At 68.4% G+C, this 17,979-nt stretch carries 21 protein-coding genes and 1 pseudogene; 6 read left to right on the forward strand and 16 right to left on the reverse strand.

Annotated features, from left to right (window positions below):
- The first annotated feature begins 113 nt into the window (after positions 1-113).
- Positions 114-581 carry a hypothetical protein gene (locus ACGFJ2_RS49440; protein ID WP_393480560.1) on the forward strand — a complete coding sequence of 156 codons (468 nt, stop codon included), beginning with the start codon at positions 114-116 and terminating at the stop codon, positions 579-581.
- Here the strand turns inward: ACGFJ2_RS49440 and ACGFJ2_RS49445 are convergent.
- The 4 genes from ACGFJ2_RS49445 to ACGFJ2_RS49460 form a co-directional block, all read right to left on the reverse strand.
- Positions 568-1,218 (reverse strand): DUF3560 domain-containing protein, encoded by a 651-nt coding sequence (locus ACGFJ2_RS49445; RefSeq protein ID WP_393480562.1) that lies wholly within the window; start codon positions 1,216-1,218, stop codon positions 568-570. The genes ACGFJ2_RS49440 and ACGFJ2_RS49445 overlap by 14 nt on opposite strands.
- A gap of 101 nt (positions 1,219-1,319) precedes the next feature.
- On the reverse strand, positions 1,320-1,553 hold the full coding sequence (locus ACGFJ2_RS49450; RefSeq protein WP_393480565.1) for a hypothetical protein: 234 nt from the start codon (positions 1,551-1,553) through the stop codon (positions 1,320-1,322).
- Positions 1,550-2,188, reverse strand: coding sequence for a hypothetical protein (locus ACGFJ2_RS49455; RefSeq protein WP_393480567.1), 639 nt, complete (start codon positions 2,186-2,188; stop codon positions 1,550-1,552). Before ACGFJ2_RS49455 ends, ACGFJ2_RS49450 begins: the two co-directional genes overlap by 4 nt.
- A 47-nt stretch (positions 2,189-2,235) precedes the next feature.
- Complete coding sequence (locus ACGFJ2_RS49460) at positions 2,236-2,607, reverse strand: hypothetical protein (protein WP_393480570.1); 372 nt, start codon at positions 2,605-2,607, stop codon at positions 2,236-2,238.
- Positions 2,608-2,854: 247 nt separating this feature from the next.
- Here ACGFJ2_RS49460 and ACGFJ2_RS49465 point away from each other — a divergent pair, with 247 nt between their 5' ends.
- Together ACGFJ2_RS49465 and ACGFJ2_RS49470 are read left to right on the forward strand one after the other, a co-directional pair.
- Complete coding sequence (locus tag ACGFJ2_RS49465; protein WP_393480572.1) at positions 2,855-3,904, forward strand: hypothetical protein; 1,050 nt, start codon at positions 2,855-2,857, stop codon at positions 3,902-3,904.
- Positions 3,898-4,263, forward strand: a complete 366-nt coding sequence (locus tag ACGFJ2_RS49470; RefSeq protein ID WP_393480574.1) for a GntR family transcriptional regulator — start codon at positions 3,898-3,900, stop codon at positions 4,261-4,263. The genes ACGFJ2_RS49465 and ACGFJ2_RS49470 overlap by 7 nt, the downstream gene beginning before the upstream one ends.
- 73 nt (positions 4,264-4,336) lie before the next feature.
- Here ACGFJ2_RS49470 and ACGFJ2_RS49475 read toward each other — a convergent pair.
- From ACGFJ2_RS49475 to ACGFJ2_RS49505, 7 genes and pseudogenes are all read right to left on the reverse strand, one after another.
- Positions 4,337-5,398, reverse strand: a pseudogene (locus ACGFJ2_RS49475) (protein phosphatase 2C domain-containing protein); the annotation flags it as partial.
- Positions 5,399-5,774: 376 nt separating this feature from the next.
- A complete protein-coding gene (locus ACGFJ2_RS49480) occupies positions 5,775-5,942 on the reverse strand; it encodes a hypothetical protein (protein ID WP_393480576.1) in 168 nt (55 codons plus the stop codon).
- Positions 5,943-6,096: 154 nt separating this feature from the next.
- Positions 6,097-6,663 (reverse strand): hypothetical protein, encoded by a 567-nt coding sequence (locus tag ACGFJ2_RS49485; protein ID WP_393480579.1) that lies wholly within the window; start codon positions 6,661-6,663, stop codon positions 6,097-6,099.
- Between the two features lie 26 nt (positions 6,664-6,689).
- Positions 6,690-6,836 carry a hypothetical protein gene (locus ACGFJ2_RS49490; RefSeq protein WP_393480581.1) on the reverse strand — a complete coding sequence of 49 codons (147 nt, stop codon included), beginning with the start codon at positions 6,834-6,836 and terminating at the stop codon, positions 6,690-6,692.
- Positions 6,837-6,860: 24 nt separating this feature from the next.
- Positions 6,861-7,919 carry a hypothetical protein gene (locus ACGFJ2_RS49495; RefSeq protein WP_393480584.1) on the reverse strand — a complete coding sequence of 353 codons (1,059 nt, stop codon included), beginning with the start codon at positions 7,917-7,919 and terminating at the stop codon, positions 6,861-6,863.
- 382 nt (positions 7,920-8,301) lie between these two features.
- Positions 8,302-8,568 (reverse strand): hypothetical protein, encoded by a 267-nt coding sequence (locus ACGFJ2_RS49500; RefSeq protein ID WP_393480586.1) that lies wholly within the window; start codon positions 8,566-8,568, stop codon positions 8,302-8,304.
- A 565-nt stretch (positions 8,569-9,133) separates the two neighbouring features.
- Positions 9,134-10,198, reverse strand: a complete 1,065-nt coding sequence (locus ACGFJ2_RS49505) for a hypothetical protein (RefSeq protein WP_393480589.1) — start codon at positions 10,196-10,198, stop codon at positions 9,134-9,136.
- A gap of 546 nt (positions 10,199-10,744) precedes the next feature.
- Between ACGFJ2_RS49505 and ACGFJ2_RS49510 the strand changes: the two genes are divergently transcribed.
- Complete coding sequence (locus ACGFJ2_RS49510; RefSeq protein WP_393480591.1) at positions 10,745-11,419, forward strand: hypothetical protein; 675 nt, start codon at positions 10,745-10,747, stop codon at positions 11,417-11,419.
- 25 nt (positions 11,420-11,444) lie between these two features.
- Positions 11,445-12,026 (forward strand): tyrosine-type recombinase/integrase, encoded by a 582-nt coding sequence (locus ACGFJ2_RS49515; RefSeq protein ID WP_393480594.1) that lies wholly within the window; start codon positions 11,445-11,447, stop codon positions 12,024-12,026.
- Between the two features lie 90 nt (positions 12,027-12,116).
- On the opposite strand, the gene ACGFJ2_RS49520 is transcribed toward ACGFJ2_RS49515, so the two are convergent.
- On the reverse strand, positions 12,117-13,325 hold the full coding sequence (locus ACGFJ2_RS49520) for an acyl-CoA dehydrogenase family protein (protein WP_357957366.1): 1,209 nt from the start codon (positions 13,323-13,325) through the stop codon (positions 12,117-12,119).
- Positions 13,326-13,450: 125 nt separating this feature from the next.
- Positions 13,451-14,617 (reverse strand): MFS transporter, encoded by a 1,167-nt coding sequence (locus ACGFJ2_RS49525; protein ID WP_358202574.1) that lies wholly within the window; start codon positions 14,615-14,617, stop codon positions 13,451-13,453.
- A 237-nt stretch (positions 14,618-14,854) separates the two neighbouring features.
- On the opposite strand from ACGFJ2_RS49525, the gene ACGFJ2_RS49530 reads away from it, so the two are divergent.
- Positions 14,855-15,430 carry a TetR family transcriptional regulator gene (locus ACGFJ2_RS49530; protein ID WP_358202580.1) on the forward strand — a complete coding sequence of 192 codons (576 nt, stop codon included), beginning with the start codon at positions 14,855-14,857 and terminating at the stop codon, positions 15,428-15,430.
- Between the two features lie 175 nt (positions 15,431-15,605).
- Here the strand turns inward: ACGFJ2_RS49530 and ACGFJ2_RS49535 are convergent, their stop codons facing one another.
- From ACGFJ2_RS49535 to ACGFJ2_RS49545, 3 genes are read right to left on the reverse strand one after another with little or no spacing between them, the layout of a single operon-like run.
- Positions 15,606-17,360: a copper-translocating P-type ATPase gene (locus tag ACGFJ2_RS49535; RefSeq protein WP_393480598.1), complete on the reverse strand. Its 1,755-nt coding sequence runs from the start codon at positions 17,358-17,360 to the stop codon at positions 15,606-15,608.
- Between the two features lie 45 nt (positions 17,361-17,405).
- Positions 17,406-17,615, reverse strand: a complete 210-nt coding sequence (locus ACGFJ2_RS49540) for a heavy-metal-associated domain-containing protein (protein WP_225297698.1) — start codon at positions 17,613-17,615, stop codon at positions 17,406-17,408.
- Between the two features lie 18 nt (positions 17,616-17,633).
- A complete protein-coding gene (locus ACGFJ2_RS49545; RefSeq protein WP_357957372.1) occupies positions 17,634-17,915 on the reverse strand; it encodes a metal-sensitive transcriptional regulator in 282 nt (93 codons plus the stop codon).
- Positions 17,916-17,979: the final 64 nt, after the last annotated feature.

Raw genomic sequence — 17,979 nt, forward strand, 5'->3', positions numbered from 1 at the left:
GCGGGAGTAGCGTTCGGCCTGTGGCCCAACCAACTGGCCGACAGTTCGGCCTCATATCGACCACGCCTGGCACCCCTGGATACTCGGAGGAGCTCCGGGTTCGCGCTGAGCAGGTGCTGAACGGAACAAGTCTGGTTGAGGTCATCCTCTATGGACACCTTCTTCTTGAGCAGGCTCTTGATCTGCGCATACAAGCGGGTTTCAAGCGGCCGGACGTCCTGACGAACAGTCGGCTGGCCCGGCTAACATTCGCGCAGAAGATGACGGTCTATGTGGGCCTTCATGATCCGAACGACGATCAGGTCTCCCTGTTGCTTGGCTTCAACCGGCTGCGGAACCGCTTGGCGCACACGTTCGCGAATCTCGAGGACGCCGTCCTGGAATGCCTGCCAGACGAATCCGCCCCGCCCGTCCCCAACGGTTCCATCAGTGACATAGCCCTCGATCGGGTGCAGAGCGTGTTCCTTTGGCTGGCGTTCTTCGAGCTGAAGGCGATCGAAGGTGTGAGGCGCCTGGACCGGATAGATAGACCTGTCGAAGCGACCTGGGAGTGCACCTGGTCGGACATCACGGGCGCTTGACTTGCGGCATGCCGAGATCAACACCGCGTGCGATCCGTAGGAGTCGCTCCGCCTGCTGGCGCTTGTCCTGTAGGAAACGGACGGTGAGCCGCAGGTCCGACTCCAGCCGCTTGATCCGGCGGGCGGTGACGCGCGGCCTCGCGGAGTACGCGGCCTGATTGCCGACCGCATTGGCGCGGCGGGCGGCCTCCTGTGCGGTCTTGTCCTCCTCGATGCTCTTGCGCATGGCGGAGTCCATGCGCTTCTGGTCGCGCCTCGCGCTCCGCTCGGAGTGGTGCCCAATGAGGATCGGCTGCCCGCCCGAGAACCGCTCCGAGATCTGGTTGGCCCGGTCGGCGGCCGCAGCCGCGTTGCCCGCGTGGCGCTGCGCCTTGGCCGCGAGCGCGTCGCGCCGGTCGTCCAGCCGATCGGACTGGTCGGCGAGGACTTGGGCGCGGTCGCGTGGGGTGTCATCGATCTCGACGGTGACCTCGAACCCGGCCGCGCGCAGGGCATCAGCCCCGCCGTTGATCTTCCAGCGCTTGGCGGCCTGGTCCCGGGACTGGCGGATCCCGATCATCTTGATAGAGGGGAAGAAGTGGAAGCCGTGCTTGCGCAGGATCTCCCAGGCACCGTCGCCCTTGATGGTGCCGTCCACGAGGGTGCCTTCCTCGTGGGTGTGCGTGATCGTGATCAGAGGTGCCTCGCTTTTCAGAGAGGCGCAGGGCAGCAGTCACCCGCCGCCCTGCGCGGGGGTGATTACTGCTGGGGGCCGTGCTCGCAGTCGCGGAGCAGGTGGGCGTCCATCGCGCCGTCGAGCAGCGCGATGCGGGTCGTGCCGCTCTCCCATGCGGCGCTGACCCGCTCGTTGCAGAGCGGGCAGTTGACCTCGTACTTTCGCCACTGGCCAGGGCCGGCCGGGATGTCGAAGTAGCCGAACTGGCGGGCCTTACGGGCGAGCTGGCGGCGGCCCGTCTTCGTCTCCGGGTTCACTCCGCGTCCGCGTCGAGGAGCTGGGCCTGCATCTGCTCGATGGCGATCATGCGGGGCGGCTTGGACCCGGTCCGGGGCTCGAACACGGCGCAGTCCGGCGGGCACTGCGTGGTGCGGTCGTCCTCGCTGGCCGGGGCGGTGCCGCAGTGCGGGCACCGCTCACGTGGCACGGTCTGGGCGACGTCGAACGTGCCGTTCTTCACGTAGTAGCGGGGCCCGCGCTTGGAGGACTGCCAGCCGTCTTCGGCCTGCGTCTTCTCCTTGGCCTTCTCCTCGTCGGTCTTCTTCCGGCCGATGGGGCGCCACGTGCCGAGCGACTTCTCCCCCTCGGCCACGGCCCGGCCCTGACTCAGCCAGTAGTCGAAGCCACCGGAGTGGGTCAGCGGGCGGCGCTGCGCGGCCAGCAACGCGACGTTTTGCAGCGAGTAGCCGGGGTCGTCGCTGGCGGGGTCGAGCTTCCAGCCGATGCTCGCGGCGATCGACCGGAACTGCTCCAGCGAGGGCGGGTTGGCCAGGCACGCCGTGGCGTAGGCGTGCAGGACCTCCCGTGCGGCCGTGCGGCTGGCGGTGTCGCGGTCCTTCATGGCCTGCGTGACCTTGCGGCCCTTGCGCGGCTTCTTCTTGGTGGTCGCCATCGTGGCGTTCCCTTCTGTGATGTTGGCAGCGGTTCCGCTATCGACTGTCAGGAGTGAGTGAGCTCGTAGCCGTCTGGCAGGGACACGCGCCGGGTGCACCGCTGGCATTCGAAGCCGTCGCTCTCGAAGGTGCTGTCGCCGAGGCTCGCGCTGATGTGGCCCGGCGCGCTGATGGTCAGCTCGTTGGTCCGGGTGGCCACGTCCAGCTCAGCGATGTCATCGGCAGCGCCGCAGTCGCCGTAGGGGCAGACGAGCTTGCCGTCCTCGACGAGTACGGTTGCCTCTTCGTTCAGCCAGGGGATCAGGGTCTCGCAGCACGCCGAGACGATCGAGCTGTCCAACTCTCCGCGCGTGATGACGCTGGACTCCTCGCCGCAGCGCGGGGACTCCTCCCGGTCCAAGGGGGTAGCGTCGGTCATGGATTCCTCTCCATTTCGGTACCGCTATCGACACCGCCACCTGGGCGGGGCCGATACGCGAGTTAGAGCCTGACCCAGGTTCCGGCGCGGGACCAGGTGCCAGATGGTGTTGGTAGCGGAGTGGCGGGCCTTGACGAATCGGCCCTTCTCGGAGGCCCAGCACGATGCAGCTGGCGGGTATGCGGCTGTCACCTCAAGGCAACTATTCGCACTGTTATAGTCATAAGCAAATAGTTGGAGGTAGGCCATGTTCATCCGCGTACCGCCCACTGCCGTGCCGTATGAGGACTATGCCGGGCCGGGGCGGCTCAGACGGCTGGCACTGGCACTGTTCGGACCGGTGGTGCTGCTGGTCTCGCCGATGGCCGTGGTGGCGGCGTACGGCGAGCGGCTCCCCGGGCGGGTGTACGTTTTCAACTGGCCGCTCGATCCCGGCGGCTACGAGCCCAGCTGGGACTGGTGGACCTCGCAGCCCCTCTACGGATGGGCGCTCTATCTAGAGATCGGAATGCTCATCGCGTTCCTCTCTTCGTGGCGACTGCCGCAGGTCCAACGTGTCCTGGTCCAGTCAGGCTTCCTCTTCGGCGCCGCAGTGGGCCTCTCCACGGCGGTGGGACTGCTGGCCATGGTGGACGCGCCGAGCGTGGCCAAGCCGCCCTGGCTGTTCGCGGTGGAGGTGGTGATCGCCGTGGTGTCGGTCGCGTTCGGCCGGGCGGCGGTCGGTCCGCTGCCGCGGGAGCCCGAGACCACCCTGCTCCCGCCCGCCTACGCGCCGACCATGCCGCTCACCCCTTACCAGCGGGCCATCTTCACGACCTCGGCCTGGTCGGTCCGCACGCTCATGATGGCGGCAACGGCGACCACCCTGGTCGCGTCGATCTACCTGAACCGGCTTGCCAACGGCGACGACACGACCCTGCTGAGTTTCGGGGGTCTGTATGCGGCGGTCGGCGTAGTCTGCTGGCCGGCGCTGTGGGCGGCGCAGGCGTACACGCGGTTGCAGATCGACGGGTCCGGCGTCACGGTGCGGGTGCCCCTGCTGCCTATGCTGAGCCGTACCGTGCCGTACGCGCGGATACGATTCGCAAAGGCCAAACGCACGCCGCCGAAGGGCCGATACAAGTTGAGCGACACCGACTCCGGCTGGGGCCGGGTGACCGGAAAGGGCCCGGTGCTGGTCCTGGCGCTGGCCGACAACCGGTCGTTTGTGTACTCGACGCGGGAGGCGGAGACAGCGGCCCGGCTGGTCAACGGCTGGCTCTTCCGGCAACGTGGAGGGGAGACCACAGCGTGCTGATCACCGTGGATCCGTCATCGGCGCAGCCGCTGGCCGGCCAGGTGGCGGGCTCCGTCCGGAACGCGGTGGCGAGCGGGCAGGTGGCCCCCGGCGACAAGCTTCCCTCGGCGCGCAATGTGGCCGCCTCCCTCGGCATCAACCTGCACACCGTGCTGCGCGGCTACCAGCAACTGCGCGACGAGGGCCTGGTCGAGCTGCGCCGGGGCCGCGCAGCCGTCATCACCAGCACGGCCGACGCGTTCCGGCTGCGGCTGGCGGCGGCGGCCGAGGAGTACGCCAACGCCGCCCTGCAGGCCGGCGCCTCCGACGAGGATGCGGTCGCGGCCGTACGGCATGCCTTGCTCAGTGCCCGCGAGTGAGCGTCGAACTTACTTAGGTTGAGCTGACACTTTGCAGCTGGTGTTCGGGTTTACGGCGAGCCTGATTTTCTGGTCATCGCTTTCCTCTCGGGATTGAGTCGGACACGGCTCGTGCCGCGTCATGAATGTGGTCGGGAAGGTCGCAAGGGGCGCCGCAGTCGCACAGAGCGGTGATGACGACGCCGCCGCGCAGGTCGAGCCACCACCGGTCGGAGCCGGGCGGGAAGATGCGGTCGAGCAGCAGACCGGCGATAAGGTTGCGCTCCCTACGGCCCGGGTGGGTCAGCCGGCCGACGAGGAGCCGCAGGTGCGGGTACGCCTCGACCTCGCACACCTCGATGTCGGTGTCACCGTCGCCGAGGGTGAGCGCGCCGGACAGGTACTGAAGGTCGAGGCGGTCGCCGTCGTCGGCCAGCAGCAGCGCCAGCCGGTCACCGGGGTTGAGGTCGGTGGTGAGCAGCAGCCCCATGACGGTGTTCGTCACGATGCTCGTCACGCCGGGACTCCCTCGCGTGCGAGGAGGTCGATGACGGCGACCGTCGTGTTGTCGTTGCCGCGCCTGCCCAGATTGAGCAGTTTCGGCCGCGACGTACTCGCCATCGCGGTAAGGAGCTTCGATCGTCGCCAGGATGTCGAGCATCGCGTTCATCTGGTCGGCCCGGCCCGCGAGAGGCAGATGCGCGGTGAGGCCGTCCGACGCGAGGATGATGCGGGCGTAGTCGTCGGTGTTGGTGAGCATGCGGTGCGGCCAGGTGCCTGCGGCCTCGTGCTTCTCCTCGACGTTGCACGGCGCCCAGCGGGGGTGGCAGGACGGCACGGTCAGGGGAACGACCTTGCCGTCCAGGTGCACCGCCCAGGCGGGCGAGTCGCCAACCCAGGCCATGTCGAGCCCAGCAGGTGTGATCGCAGCGACGACCGCCGTGGTGATGCCTTCCTGCCCAGGCGGGGCGTCCTCGTTGCGCTGCTGCAGGTAGGAGCGGGCCGCGTGCAGGCCCTGGGCACCGCTGTTGGTGGAGCCGGTGACCGCAGCGGCGATCTGCGCGCTGATCTGGGCGGCGTCGGCCGCGTCGGAGTCGTCGCCCGCGCCGTCGCACACCGCGACGGCCAGCGCCCACGAGCCGTCGAGCACGGCGACGTAGTCGGCCTGGGTGTGGCGGCCGTTCTATTGTCCCAGCCCTGCTCGGGCAGGGTGTTGAGGAGGCCGATGATGTGGGTGGCGCCGGTGCACTTCCGAGTGCTGTTGTTCGGCTGCCAGGTGAGGGAGATGCGCAGAGCGCGGCCCTTGTCGGCGGAGACGTCGAGGGTGCCGAAGTACAGGCCGCGGCTGAGCGGGAGCTGGTAGATGCGGCGGTACGGCTCGTCGGGGATGTTCACGGTGAATCCGTCGTTCCGGAGCCGCTGGATGATTCCGGAGGCGCTGCGGTTGGGCTGCATGGGCATGGTGTTGGTCCTCTTTCGTGAACAGGGCAGGGCCAGCCCCGGGCCGGTGGCCGCAGGGCGGGCGTGATCGGCTAGTTCCAGTGGATGGAACAGGCGACGTGGTGCTGCTCCGGGGGCGCGTCCCATCGGGCCGTGCAGTCGCCGCACTGGTCTCGGATCTCGACGAGGAAGACGTCGGTGATGCTCTCCGGCTCGTGCTCGGCGTCGTCGTGGTGGCTGTCAGTGGCAGCGCGGTTCACAAATGCTCCCCTTCTGGGCGGTCTGTCACGGCCCGGCGGGTGCGTTACGCTGTGGCGCACTGGGCCTTCGTTGTGGCGATGAGGGTCCGGGGCTTTTTGTGGTGTTGGGATGGCCGGGCCTGTGGCGGGCCCGGCCATCGCCGTTCTCGGGGCCTTACTGGCGGGGCATGACGCGCAGGGCGCAGGGGTTGATCGGTTCGACCCATACGCCAGCAGGCAGGGAAACCGGCTCGTACTCCGTGGGCGAGTCATCCGATCGGCCGCCGTGGGAGACCAGGAACGTCCAGTCGGGCACGCCGTGCTCCCAGATGATGACGCGGCCGCTGCCGTCGTCCCAATCGGCGTCCATGACCTTCGGCCAGTAGTTGCGGTCGCCGCAGAAGTGCTCGCCGATCGCGTCGGCGATCTGCTGTGCCAGCTCGTCGCTGATCTCGATGATGGAAGCGTTCACCAAGGTCGAGCTGCTGGTTGCGGTACCGCTTTCACCAACGCGAGTGGCGAACATAGCGTCGAACAGCGTCGAGCCTTCCTGCATCGCGTGCTGGATGGCCTCGCTGGCGTGGGCGGGGCCCCAGTCTGCGGTCTCCAGGATCGCGATGAGCGAGTGTCGAGCGTGCCCGTACGGACCGGGGTCGCGGGCGAGCTTCTGGTCATCGGCCTGGTTGAGGCGGCGCAGGACGAGCAGCAGGTCTTCGGCGATGCCGCGGGTGGTGGTGTCCATGATGTGTTCCGTTCGGGTTTGCAGAGTCAGATCAGACCCATGCGGAGCAGGGGCGAGGCGTCCCCGTCAGGGCAGGTGCCGTCCATCTCGATCTCGTGGCCGTCCGGGCAAATGAAGGAGCCGCCGTAGGCGCTCCACTCCCAGCCCTCGGGCAGGTCGATCAGGTCGCGCATGTCCGTTTCTCCTTGTGCTGGTGTTCAGTGGCCGGTGTTGGCGCAGACGGGCGTGCCGTCCGTCGTGCGGGAGACGGCGGCGCCGTCGCAGGTGCGGCAGGTAGCGCGCTCGCGGATCACGTCGAGCGCCTTGCCGATCGCCGCACACGCGGCCATGAACAGGCGCCGCTTGCAGTCGAGGCCAGCGTTGCCCCGGACGATTTGCTCGTAGTCGAGCCGGTCGTCCACGGCGGCGCGGGAGGCGCCGATCAGCAGCAGTTCGACGCCGACGTGGTCGAGGCCGTACGTGGCGGGGTCGGTGGTCTGGGCGGCGGTGAACGTTGCGATGAGCATCGCGTCGAGCAGCGAGCCGCGCTCGTCGAGCTTCTTCCTACCGTCGAGGTAGTACGGCATCGGGCGGCCGTCGTGGTATTCGATGCCGGGCGGCGTCGTCTGCGAGTTGGTCGGGGCGACCTCGTGTTCGGCGTTGTCGGGGTGGCTGTCGCTTTCCTCGACCAGCTTCCAGCCGTGAGCCGCGAGCAGGCCGTCCAGTGCGGGGGCGTCGTCGTCGAGGTGGACGCCGGAGTCGAGGATGGCGACGACCCTGGACAAGGGGAACAGCTTCGTCTCGCCATCCTCGTTGCACTCCTCGGATTCGGCGACGGCCACCAGGTGGTGCGCGGGGAGGGGAGCACCGTCGATGCCGAGCTCGAAGACGTTTGGCTCGTCGATCGCGATTGCCAGGTAACGAGTGGTCGTGTCCGTCTTGCTGGCCAGGGTGGCGGGCGTCGCGGCCGGCTGGATCCGCACGCCGAAGTCGAAGATGACGTGCCGGATGACGACCATCTGGCCTTCGGGGGTGAGGTCGTCGTACGTAGCGTCGTCCGGGTACGGCGTGGGGCCGGTGTCCTTCTCGTACGCGAAGTGGTGGGCGGCCGTCCGGGTGACGGTGTCCAGGATGTCTTCGTACTGCTCGGGGGCGGCCGGGTCGGTCAGCATGCGGGCGATGGTCGCGAGCATCTGGCTGGTAGTGCCGCCCGCAGCGCGGATTCCCTTCACTGCGGCGATCAGTTCGCTGTGGGTTCGGATGGCCATCGTGTCCATGTCGATTTCCTCGTGACATGCCGCGGCCCCGCGACCGTGGCGGTCGCGGGGCTGGAGCCTGTTGGTTGATTGCGGTGCCGCTATCAGCACATCTTGTCGGGCCTGCCCAGCCGGGCGGTGGTGCCGGTGGAGGCGCGCCATTCGGCGTTTTGGCTGGTCAAGCGCGGTGCTTCGTGGTGTTACATCTTCGACGCTAACACATTGGAAAGGGTGACCTAGACATTTAGGGATGCGGTGATCACGTCCTTTCATAACGATTCGATTAACGCGCCAGACGCGTTCTGAGCGACTCCAAGCGTGTGACGCGTCAGATGCACCAGACGCGCACCGAAAGCGCGTCTCCGTTGATCTGACGCGCGCATAGCTACACTCAGGGGTTCGATCACGGTAATTTTCGAGGGCGTCTGGGCGGCCCCTTCGGCTCCGGACGATTTGCCACCCAACGCAGCAGCCGGAAGGCCCGCTCGCTGGTCACCTCAGAACCGAACAGCGCCGCACCGAGCACCGCCACCACCACGATCGCTTCAAGGGTGACCAGCGCGACACCCAATTCAGGGTGCGCCGACCAGGCCAATGCAGACCCGCCGATACCGATCAACCCAGCGCAAACCGTCCACAGCCAGCCCTTGCGCCGCGCAACCGGCTCCATGCAGTCCCTCCCTCATCGCTGGACCTAAGGGGTCTCCTCATGGTCAGCCATGCAGGTGTGAGCGCAGCGACACAGCATGTAGCCGGTGTGGTTTTTCTCCACCGACATCGATCAGGCAAAACGCCGAAAATGTTCCCCCACGTCGAAGGCGGCATGTCCATCTAGCCACGGTGATGTGTCGTGCGCAGCACGCTGAGGGCATGGTCTCAGCGCCTAACCCTCTGCGGGTTCACAGGGACAGAGCGCAGCCGGTGCGGTCTTTTTCTACCGGGCCCTACGCTCTGCACGCGCCCGCATCCGAGCCCGCGCCAGCGACTCTCGACGCCGCTTCGCCTCCTCGTCCTCCACATTCGCCTCCGTCTCTGACTGAAAGGTCTCAACGAGCCGGGCTGCTCCTCGATCGACTGCTGCACCTGCCAGTCGATCAGAGCCCACCGGCCCTCTTCCATCACCCGGCGCGGCCGCGCAGCCTCCCGCTCACGAGCCCGCATCGCCCGAGCAGCAGCCGGCGACGACCGCGCCAGCAACTCCCGCGCCCGCTGCGCCCGCTCGGCGTACTCGTCGCTCACGACGCCAGCCACCGAAGACGCTCAGCCTCCCGCTGCAGCCGCCTCGCGTCCAACGCCGCCCGCGCCGCCCGGTAAGCGTCACCCGGACCGGACGAGGAGCCCCGCTCGGCCACCGGCGGGCACGCGAGAGCTTCCGCCCTGCTCAGCTTCGGCGGCGGCTCGACCGGACCGCCGACGCGACGAGCTCTCATCTCCTCGAATCGCTCGCGCACGACCGCCTGCTCAGCGCGGAGCCGGGCAGCCGCGGCCGCGAGCCGCTGCGACTTGCCGGGCAGGGGTCGGCCGTGCTCGTCCAGCCACGCCGACAGCCGGTAGCGCACCCAGCCGGGGACGTTGCGGATCTGATCGCGGCTGGTCCAGGTGTAGGTCCAGGCCGTGCCATCCGGCTGGTGGTCGAGGGCGTGCAGCACGTCGGCGGCGGTCCACCCGGCAGCGACGAAGACCCTGGTCAGGTGCCGGATGTACCACGGCGACAACCGCCGCATCGTGGTGCTCTCGTCGTGGATCTTCTCGGCGACCTGGAGCGCGTGCTTGCGGGTCCCCGGCGTGGCGGCGGCCTCGTTCGTCGTCGAGATTCGGTTCCGGCGGCGCGGAGATGATCTTTCCTCGCGCGCGTGCGTAGGACCTACCTTGACTCTCTTAGGGAGAGTCAAGGAAGGGGGTTCAGTTGTCGTTTTGTCGGTGCGCATGTCGCCTTCGTCCAGCTCAGGGGCGGGCGTGCACAGGACCCAGACAGCCGCCCGGTTGCCCAAGCCGTCTTCGGTGAGCCCGCACTGGTTGCCTCTGCGGTAGCGGTTCGTTGTGCCCTCCTCGACGACGCCGAGGAAGCCGCGCTCGCGCATCCACCTGATCCAGCGCTTCACGGTGGATAACGCCAGGTCGAGGTCATCGGCAATGCGCTGTTCGGTCGGGCGGGTGGTCAGCGTGGTCCAATCGGCCCAGTCGGCGAGCTTGCCCGCCACTTCAGTGAGGTTTCGATAGGCGTGGCACTTCAACGCGAGCGCGTCGGGGTGCTCCTTGACGGCGCGGAGGAACGCCTGCTGAGAGGGCGTGCGCCGCATGCCCTCGGGGATGGCAGACAGGACTGCCGCGCGGGAGGGGATCAGCGGGGGCCGTGAGGCGTTCGGCCGTGGCGGGCGCCGTTGGTTCGGGCGCGCCAGGGGGAACGCTTGGTGAGGTGATATCTTCGGCTCCAAGCATTTTCTGTGGCACACCCGATCAGTTCGCCTGGCGACCAACCTGGAACTGGTCAGTGGATGCGGTGTCGTCGGTGATGTTGGTGAAGGCGCTCTCCGCTTTGCGGGGGGCGCCTTTCTTGTTGTGCGGCTGGGCTACTCCTGAGGGAGCGAAGTCTCGGTTGTGGGCTTTCGCCCTGGCGTGGCGGACTCGTGTGATACAAACAGCGTTATTCGACGCATCAGACGCGCCAGAAACACCATAGCGCGACATGTGCGCTCGCACGAGACGCGCTCCCGAAGATCATCATGTGCGTCGCGAGGGTGTCCAGATACGTGATCGCCGCTCGCTTGCATGCCCGTCACCAGGTGAAAGCCCTGGGACGGATCCACGCGGCGCACACCCGCCACAACCCCCTCAGGAGAAGCACGATGGCCCGAGTCAGAGACCTGTGGTTCACAACGGTCAAAGGACCTGACGGCAAGCCCATACGGAAGAAGACCGCGAAGCACCCCGACAACGGCGGCAACCCGGACGCGAACCGGTGGCAAGGCGTCTGGATCGGCCCGGACGGCAGGGAGAAGACGGCGACCCGGCGCGTAACGGACGCCGTCAAGAAGTACGCCCGGAAGATGGAGGAGGACCTGGAGCGAGGCGAGTACATCGACCCGACCGCCGGCGATGCCCAGTTCGATGCCTACGGGCAGAGGTGGTTACTTTCCCGCACTAGCGTTGATCCGGCCTCTGTCATCCGCTACGAGTCGATGTACCGGCTCCACGTCGGCCCGAAGTTCGGCAAACGGAAAGTAGGGTCGATCAAGCCATCCGAGGTGCAGGAGTTCCTGGCCGAACTCAGTGAGCGCTACCAGCCCTCAACTCCGATCACGGCGCTTCTCGTTCTGCAGGGCATCCTTGATCTTGCCGTCGCTGACGAGAAAATCAGGAAGAACCCAGCCAAGGCAGAGATAGTCAAGGCTCCTGCGCACGCGTACAAGAAGGTGGTCCCCTGGCCGGACCGAGTGGTTCTGGCGATCATCGCCGCTCATCCGGAGCATCTACGGGCCCATGCCCGTCCTCGGCGCTGGGTGCGGCATGCGGGCAGGTGAGTGGTTCGGCCTTGCTCTCGAAGACGTGGACTTCGATGAGATGGCCATCCATGTACGGCGCCAGGTCAAGAAGCTGAGGAGCGACTTCGTCTACGCCCTGCCGAAGAGAGACAAGCAACGCACGATCCCCATGTCTCAATGGGTTGCGGAGCACCTGCGCGCGCACATCGACGCCCACGAGCCGCAGCCGTACACCCTGCCCTGGGAAAAGCCCACTGGGAAACCGCGTACTCACAACATGCTGTTCCGCTGGGCCACCGACGATTTACACATTCGGCATCGGAACTACGACTTGACCGTCTGGAAGCCTGCGCTCGTCGCAGCTGGGGTCCTTCCCGAGCCGACCAGGGACGCACGAGGCCGGCGTAAGTACCTCACCAACCGCCAAGAGGGCACGCACCAGCTTCGCCACTACTTCGCCAGCGTCACTCTGGCGGGTGGCGTGACAATCAAGGACCTGTCCGAGTACCTGGGGCACACCGATCCGGCGCTTACGCTCCGTGTCTATGCGCACATGCTGCCTTCGTCGCACAACCGAGTCCGCGAGGCTATCGATCGGCAGCTTCGGCAACCCAAAGCCATCGACCCAGAACTGGGACAGAACTGAGGTCTGTCTCATCGGCGACGCCTCGGTCCGGGTGATGTGCCGCGGCAACTCCACCGGCGTCACATCACCTCTGCTGACGTGCGAAGTTCTTCAGCGGACCGGCAGGCCGGTGACCGCCCGGCCGATGATCAACCGCTGAATCTCGGACGTACCCTCAAAAATGGTGTAGATCTTGGCATCCCGGTGGAAGCGTTCCACCGGATGTTCCCGCGTATATCCCGCCCCGCCCAGGATCTGGATCGCCTGCTCCGTCACCCACACCGCCGTCTCCCCCGCCACCAGTTTCGACATCGAGCCCTCCGCCTGCCCGAACTGCCGGCCCATCCGGGCCATCCAGGCCGCGCGCCAGGTGAGCAGGCGGGCCGTGTCCACGCGGGTCGCCATGTCGGCGAGGAGGAAGGCGATCGCCTGGTTCTCGCCGATCTTGCGGCCGAACTGCTCGCGTTCCCGCGCGTAGTCCCTGGCGTACTCGAAGGCGGCCCTGGCGATGCCGACGGCCATCGCGGCCACCGACGGGCGGGTGGTCTCGAAGGTACGCATCGCCGCCTGCTCGCCGGCGCGTCCGCCGTTGCGGACGCGGGCGAGGCGGGCGTCGAGTTTGTCCTTGCCGCCGAGGAGGCAGGAGCCGGGGACGCGGACGTCTTCCAGGACGACCTCGGCGGTGTGGGAGGCGCGGATGCCGTGTTTGCGGAACTTCTGCCCCATCGACAGGCCGGGGGTGCCGGGTGGGATGACGAAGGTGGCCTGGCCTCGGGTGCCCAGCGACGGTTCGACAGAGGCGACGACCACGTGAACGTTGGCGATGCCGCCGTTGGTGGCCCAGGTCTTGACGCCGTTCAGGATCCAGTCGCCGCCGGAGTACACCGCACGGGTACGGATCGAGCCGACGTCAGAGCCCGCGTCCGGTTCCGAGGCGCAGAAGGCGCCCAGCTTGACGTCGTTCTCCGTGCCGAACATCTGCGGGAGCCACTCCCCCATCTGCTCCGGCGTGCCGTTCGCGGACAGGGCGGCGGCGGCCAGGCCGGTGCCGACGATGGACAGGCCGATGCCCGCGTCGCCCCAGAAGATCTCCTCGAACGCCACCGGCAGCGCCAGGCCGCTCTCCTCGAACCACTGGGTGGCGAAGAAGTCGAGCGAGTACAGGCCGATCTTGGCGGCCTCCTGGATGACGGGCCAGGGGGTCTCTTCGCGTTCGTCCCACTCCGCGCCTGCTGGGCGGATCACGTCGCGGGCGAACGTATGCACCCAGTCCCGCACCTCGGCGACATCGTCGCCTAACTCCGGACAGAAGCCGCCCATGCTGTTACTCCCTGAAAAATCCCGTTAAAGGCACCAGGCCATGCTCACGGTACGGCCACACACGGCCAGCCGTTACCACTGGTAACACCCTACCGGCCAGTAGCCCATCACCGGAAGCCCGCTCGTCAGCGGCCGCGGGACAGGGTCGAGGCCAGTACGGCCGCGGCGGCCAAGGCCATCGCGATCGCCAGGCCGTACATGAGCGGGCCGAACCCGCCGAACGCGGCGGCCACCTGCGGGCCGACGCTGCCCCCGACGGCCAGGGCGAAGGAGAACAGCGCCAGCGCCGTGCCACGCGCTCGTCCCGCCCGCGCGGAGACCGCTTCGTTGAGGCTCGGCAGGCCACCGGTGATCGAGGCGACATAGACGGCGAGCAGGAGCACCAGCCCGAGTGCGGCGGCGGCCGTCCAGCCGATGACGGCCAGCGCGACGGCTCCCGCGAACAGCAGCGCCACGGCCCGCGTGGTCGCTGAGATCCGGCCCAGCCAGGGCATGAGCAGCGGTACGAGCACGATCGAGGGCAGGCCACCGGCGCGCAGGAGGAGCAGTTCGCTCGGAGATGTCATGCCATAGATCTGCAATCCCGTATAGACGGCCACGAAGCCGACCATCAGCACGATCGTCGCGACGTACCGCAGCACCAACACCCGATCGAACAGCAACCCCGGCACCGACCGGTACACCGACAACAGCGACCCCGACCCCTCCCGCGGCAGGTCGGGCAGCATCACGGCGCGCAGCCCTAGCGCGGCCAGCACGAACCCGGCCGCCGACAGCCCGAACAGCCCCCGCCAGCCGAGCACGCCCACCAGCAGTTGGGCGGCGACCTGCAGAAGTACGGCCGAGGCGAGGAACGCGCCGGTCACCGCGGCGATCGCCACGACCCTGCGCCTGGGCTCGACCCGCTCGGCCAGGTACGCCATGCCCGCCGGCGGGAACATCGCCACGGCCACCCCTTGCAGCGCCCGCAGCACGAAGGCCGCCTCCGGCGAAGGACTCAACGCCACCAGCGCGGTGGTGACGGCGGCCAGCGGCAGTCCCAGCAGGAGCAACCGCCTGCGCCCGAACCGGTCGGACAACGGACCGAACACCAGGAAGCCAACGCCATATCCGATGCCGAAGGCGGTGACCAACCAGGTCAAGGCGCCGGTGGACGCGCCCCAACCGGCCGCCATGTCGTGCAGGAGCGGGATCACGACGTACAGCTGGCCGCTGACCAGCACCGCGGTGAGCACGAAGGCCACCATCGTCCGCCCGAACCGCGCGACAGCCGGGGCGGGTTCGGCTCGCACGCGCTCACGAGCGATGACAGTCGAAAGGGAACCCGCAGCGTCGCGGGGAACCGACGTCGGCGCGGCTCGATCGCATGCGACCGGCGCCGGACGTGGGCTTGGGCGGGCGGCGCTCCGGCCGCGGATCACACGAGGAAAGGAGATAGCCATGGCCGGGACGGTAGCCAACCAACCAGTTGGATGTCAACCAAACAGTTGGATTGCAACCAACCAGTTGGTCATGGCAAGATGGACACCATGGCACCCAAGGTCTCGACCGCCGCCACCCGAGCCGCCCTGCTGGAGGCCGCGCGGGGGGAGTTCGCCGCGTACGGCGTCGCGGGCGCCCGCGTGGATCGCATCGCCGAGCGCGCGGGCGTCAACAAGGAGCGCATCTACGGCCATTTCGGCAGCAAGGAGAAGCTGTTCGACGCCGTCATCACCGAGGCGCTCGACGATCTGACCGCGCAGATCGCGCTGCCGGGCGCCGATCCGGGCGACTATGTGGCCAAGCTGACCGACTACTACCACGATCACCCCGACCTGGTGCGCCTGCTGATGTGGGAGGCGCTCAACTACCGCGGCCAGGACCTGCTGCCCGGCCAGGAGGCCCGCGTCGCGCGCTGCGCGCGCAAGACGGCCTCGCTCGCCGAGGGCCGGGGCGAGGAGCCGGACGCGGCGACGGCGCGCAGGTTGTTCCTGCTGACGGGGCTGGCGTTGTTCCAGTCGATGATGCCGCAGCTGGCGCGCATCATCCTGGGTGAGGACGCCGACTCCCCCGCTGGCCGCCGCGCCCTCCGCGACCAGGCCGCCGCCCTGGCCGCGCGCCCTTAAGGACCATTCCTCTCGTACGGCAAGCCCGGGAAGCCCCACCCGCCGACCAGGGCTGGGGGCCTCCAGGAATACGGCCGCTGAGCCCGCACAGGGCCGGGCGCCACAACAAGACGGCGAAAAACCCCGCTAAGCCACGACGAACCGGAAGCAAACCCGCGGCCACTTCCGATCTTCGTTACCTGAAGCGCCGCAGCCGCAGACTGTTGCTCACCACGAAGACGCTCGAGAACGCCATCGCCGCACCCGCGATCATCGGGTTGAGCAGCCCGAGCGCCGCCAGCGGCAGGGCGGCCACGTTGTAGGCGAACGCCCAGAACAGGTTCGTCTTGATCGTGCCGAGCGTCCTGCGGGACAGGCGCAGGGCGTCGGCCGCCACGCGCAGGTCGCCGCGGACCAGCGTCAGGTCGGCGGCCTCGATGGCCGCGTCGGTGCCGGTGCCCATGGCCAGCCCGAGATCGGCCTGGGCCAGCGCGGCGGCGTCGTTGACCCCGTCGCCGACCATGGCCACGACCTTGCCCTCGGCCTGCAACCGCTTGACCACGTCGACCTTGTCGGCGGGCAGCACCTCGGCGATCACCTCGTCGATGCCGACCTCGTCCGCGACCGACCCGGCCACCGCCCCGTTGTCGCCGGTCAGCAGCACCGGGGTCAGGCCCAGCCCGCGCAGCTGCCCGATGGCCTCCCGGCTGGTCGGCTTGACCACGTCGGCCACCACGAGCACCGCCCGGGCCTGACCGTCCCAGCCCACCGCCACCGCCGTACGGCCCGCCGCCTGCTCTTCGGCCGACCGGCGGGCCAGGTCCGCGGGCAGGTGCTGGGACCGCTCGGCCAGCAGCTTCGGGCGGCCGACCAGCACCGCGTGCCCGTCGACGGTGCCCCGCACGCCGAGCCCCTCGATGTTGGCGAAGTCCTCGACCGTGGCGTCGGATCCGGCCGCCCGCGCGATGGCCTGGGCGATCGGGTGCTCGGAGGCGTGTTCGAGCGCGCCGGCCAGCCGCAGGACCTGCTCGCGGTCCTCGCCGTCGGCCAGGTGCACGCCGGTGAGCGTCATCCTGCCTTCGGTGACCGTGCCGGTCTTGTCCAGCACGATCGTGTCGATCGCGCGGGTCGACTCCAGCACCTCGGGTCCCTTGATCAGGATGCCGAGCTGCGCGCCCCGGCCGGTGCCGACCAGCAGCGCGGTCGGTGTGGCCAGGCCGAGCGCGCACGGGCAGGCGATGATGAGGACGGCCACGGCCGCGGTGAACGCCGCTCCCGCCCCGCCGCCGGTGCCGAGCCAGAAGCCCAGGGTGGCGACCGCGAGGCCGATCACGATCGGCACGAAGATGCCGGAGACGCGGTCGGCCAGCCGCTGGACCCGCGCCTTGCCGGTCTGCGCCGCCTCCACCAGCTTGGCCATCTGGGCGAGCCGGGTGTCGGCACCGACCCTCGTCGCGCGGACCACGAGACGGCCGCCCGCGTTGACGGTGGCGCCGGTGACCGCGTCGCCGGGCCGCACCTCCACGGGGATGGACTCGCCGGTCAGCATCGAGGCGTCGACGGCCGAGGAACCCTCCTCGATCACGCCGTCGGTGGCGATCTTCTCGCCCGGCCGTACGACGAAGGTGTCGCCCACCTCGAGCCGGTCGGCGGGAACGCGGGTCTCGACGCCGTCGCGCAGCACCGAGACCTCCTTGGCGCCCAGCTCCATCAGCGCCCGCAGGGCGGCTCCGGCGCGGCGCTTCGAACGCGCCTCGAAGTAGCGGCCGGCCAGGATGAACGCCGTCACCCCGGCCGCCGCCTCCAGGTAGATGTTCCCGGAGCCGTCGGTGCGCTGGATCGTGAACTCGAACGGGTGCGTCATGCCGGGCGTGCCCGCCGTACCGAAGAACAGCGCCCACAGCGACCAGCCGAGCGCGGCCAGCGTGCCGACCGAGACGAGCGTGTCCATCGTCGCCGCGCCGTGCCGTAGGCTCGCGTCAGTGATCGCCGTGCGTCACTGGTTCGCCACTTCGTAGCCGGCCTCCTTGACGGCGGCGACGATCTTCGCCTCGTCGATCAGGCCCTCGCTGTCCACGGTCAGCAGTCCGCTGGCCAGGTCCACCTCCACGGAGGTGACTCCGGCGACCTCGCCGACCTCTTCCTTGACCGAGCTCACGCAGTGGCCGCAGGTCATGCCCTTGACGGTGTAGGTGGCAGTGCTCATATCGATCAACCTTCCAGGTCAGGAACGAACAAGTCGGGCGATGGCGTCACTGGCCTCTTTGACCTTGGCCTGGGCCTCGGGACCGCCCTGGAGGGTGGCTTCGGCGACGCAGTGACTCAGGTGCTCTTCGAGCAGGGACAGGGCGAACGACTGCAAGGCGCTGGTGGCCGCCGAGACCTGCGTGAGGATGTCGATGCAGTATTTGTCGTCCTCGACCATCCGCTGCAGGCCACGCACCTGGCCTTCGACCCGGCGCAACCGCCGCTGGTGGTCCTGCTTGTTGTCGGTGTAGCCGGCCATTCGCCGCTCCTCTCCCGCACTCTGTCGCTCACATTACTATACCCCCCTACCCTATGCGCGCCGG

Origin of the sequence: Nonomuraea sp. NPDC049028 (genome assembly GCF_043197735.1) — a bacterium.
Classification (GTDB): domain Bacteria; phylum Actinomycetota; class Actinomycetes; order Streptosporangiales; family Streptosporangiaceae; genus Nonomuraea.

Bases quoted from the DNA above. Each gene is read 5' to 3' on its own strand.
- ACGFJ2_RS49510 (WP_393480591.1), top strand. From the start codon at position 10,745: ATGGCCCGAGTCAGAGACCTGTGGTTCACAACGGTCAAAGGACCTGAC.
- ACGFJ2_RS49485 (WP_393480579.1), bottom strand. From the start codon at position 6,663: ATGGACACCACCACCCGCGGCATCGCCGAAGACCTGCTGCTCGTCCTG.
- ACGFJ2_RS49495 (WP_393480584.1), bottom strand. From the start codon at position 7,919: ATGGACACGATGGCCATCCGAACCCACAGCGAACTGATCGCCGCAGTG.
- ACGFJ2_RS49455 (WP_393480567.1), bottom strand. From the start codon at position 2,188: ATGGCGACCACCAAGAAGAAGCCGCGCAAGGGCCGCAAGGTCACGCAG.
- ACGFJ2_RS49465 (WP_393480572.1), top strand. From the start codon at position 2,855: ATGTTCATCCGCGTACCGCCCACTGCCGTGCCGTATGAGGACTATGCC.
- ACGFJ2_RS49535 (WP_393480598.1), bottom strand. From the start codon at position 17,360: ATGGACACGCTCGTCTCGGTCGGCACGCTGGCCGCGCTCGGCTGGTCG.
- ACGFJ2_RS49460 (WP_393480570.1), bottom strand. From the start codon at position 2,607: ATGACCGACGCTACCCCCTTGGACCGGGAGGAGTCCCCGCGCTGCGGC.
- ACGFJ2_RS49530 (WP_358202580.1), top strand. From the start codon at position 14,855: ATGGCACCCAAGGTCTCGACCGCCGCCACCCGAGCCGCCCTGCTGGAG.
- ACGFJ2_RS49490 (WP_393480581.1), bottom strand. From the start codon at position 6,836: ATGCGCGACCTGATCGACCTGCCCGAGGGCTGGGAGTGGAGCGCCTAC.
- ACGFJ2_RS49500 (WP_393480586.1), bottom strand. From the start codon at position 8,568: ATGGAGCCGGTTGCGCGGCGCAAGGGCTGGCTGTGGACGGTTTGCGCT.
- ACGFJ2_RS49505 (WP_393480589.1), bottom strand. From the start codon at position 10,198: ATGCGGCGCACGCCCTCTCAGCAGGCGTTCCTCCGCGCCGTCAAGGAG.
- ACGFJ2_RS49520 (WP_357957366.1), bottom strand. From the start codon at position 13,325: ATGGGCGGCTTCTGTCCGGAGTTAGGCGACGATGTCGCCGAGGTGCGG.
- ACGFJ2_RS49540 (WP_225297698.1), bottom strand. From the start codon at position 17,615: ATGAGCACTGCCACCTACACCGTCAAGGGCATGACCTGCGGCCACTGC.
- ACGFJ2_RS49545 (WP_357957372.1), bottom strand. From the start codon at position 17,915: ATGGCCGGCTACACCGACAACAAGCAGGACCACCAGCGGCGGTTGCGC.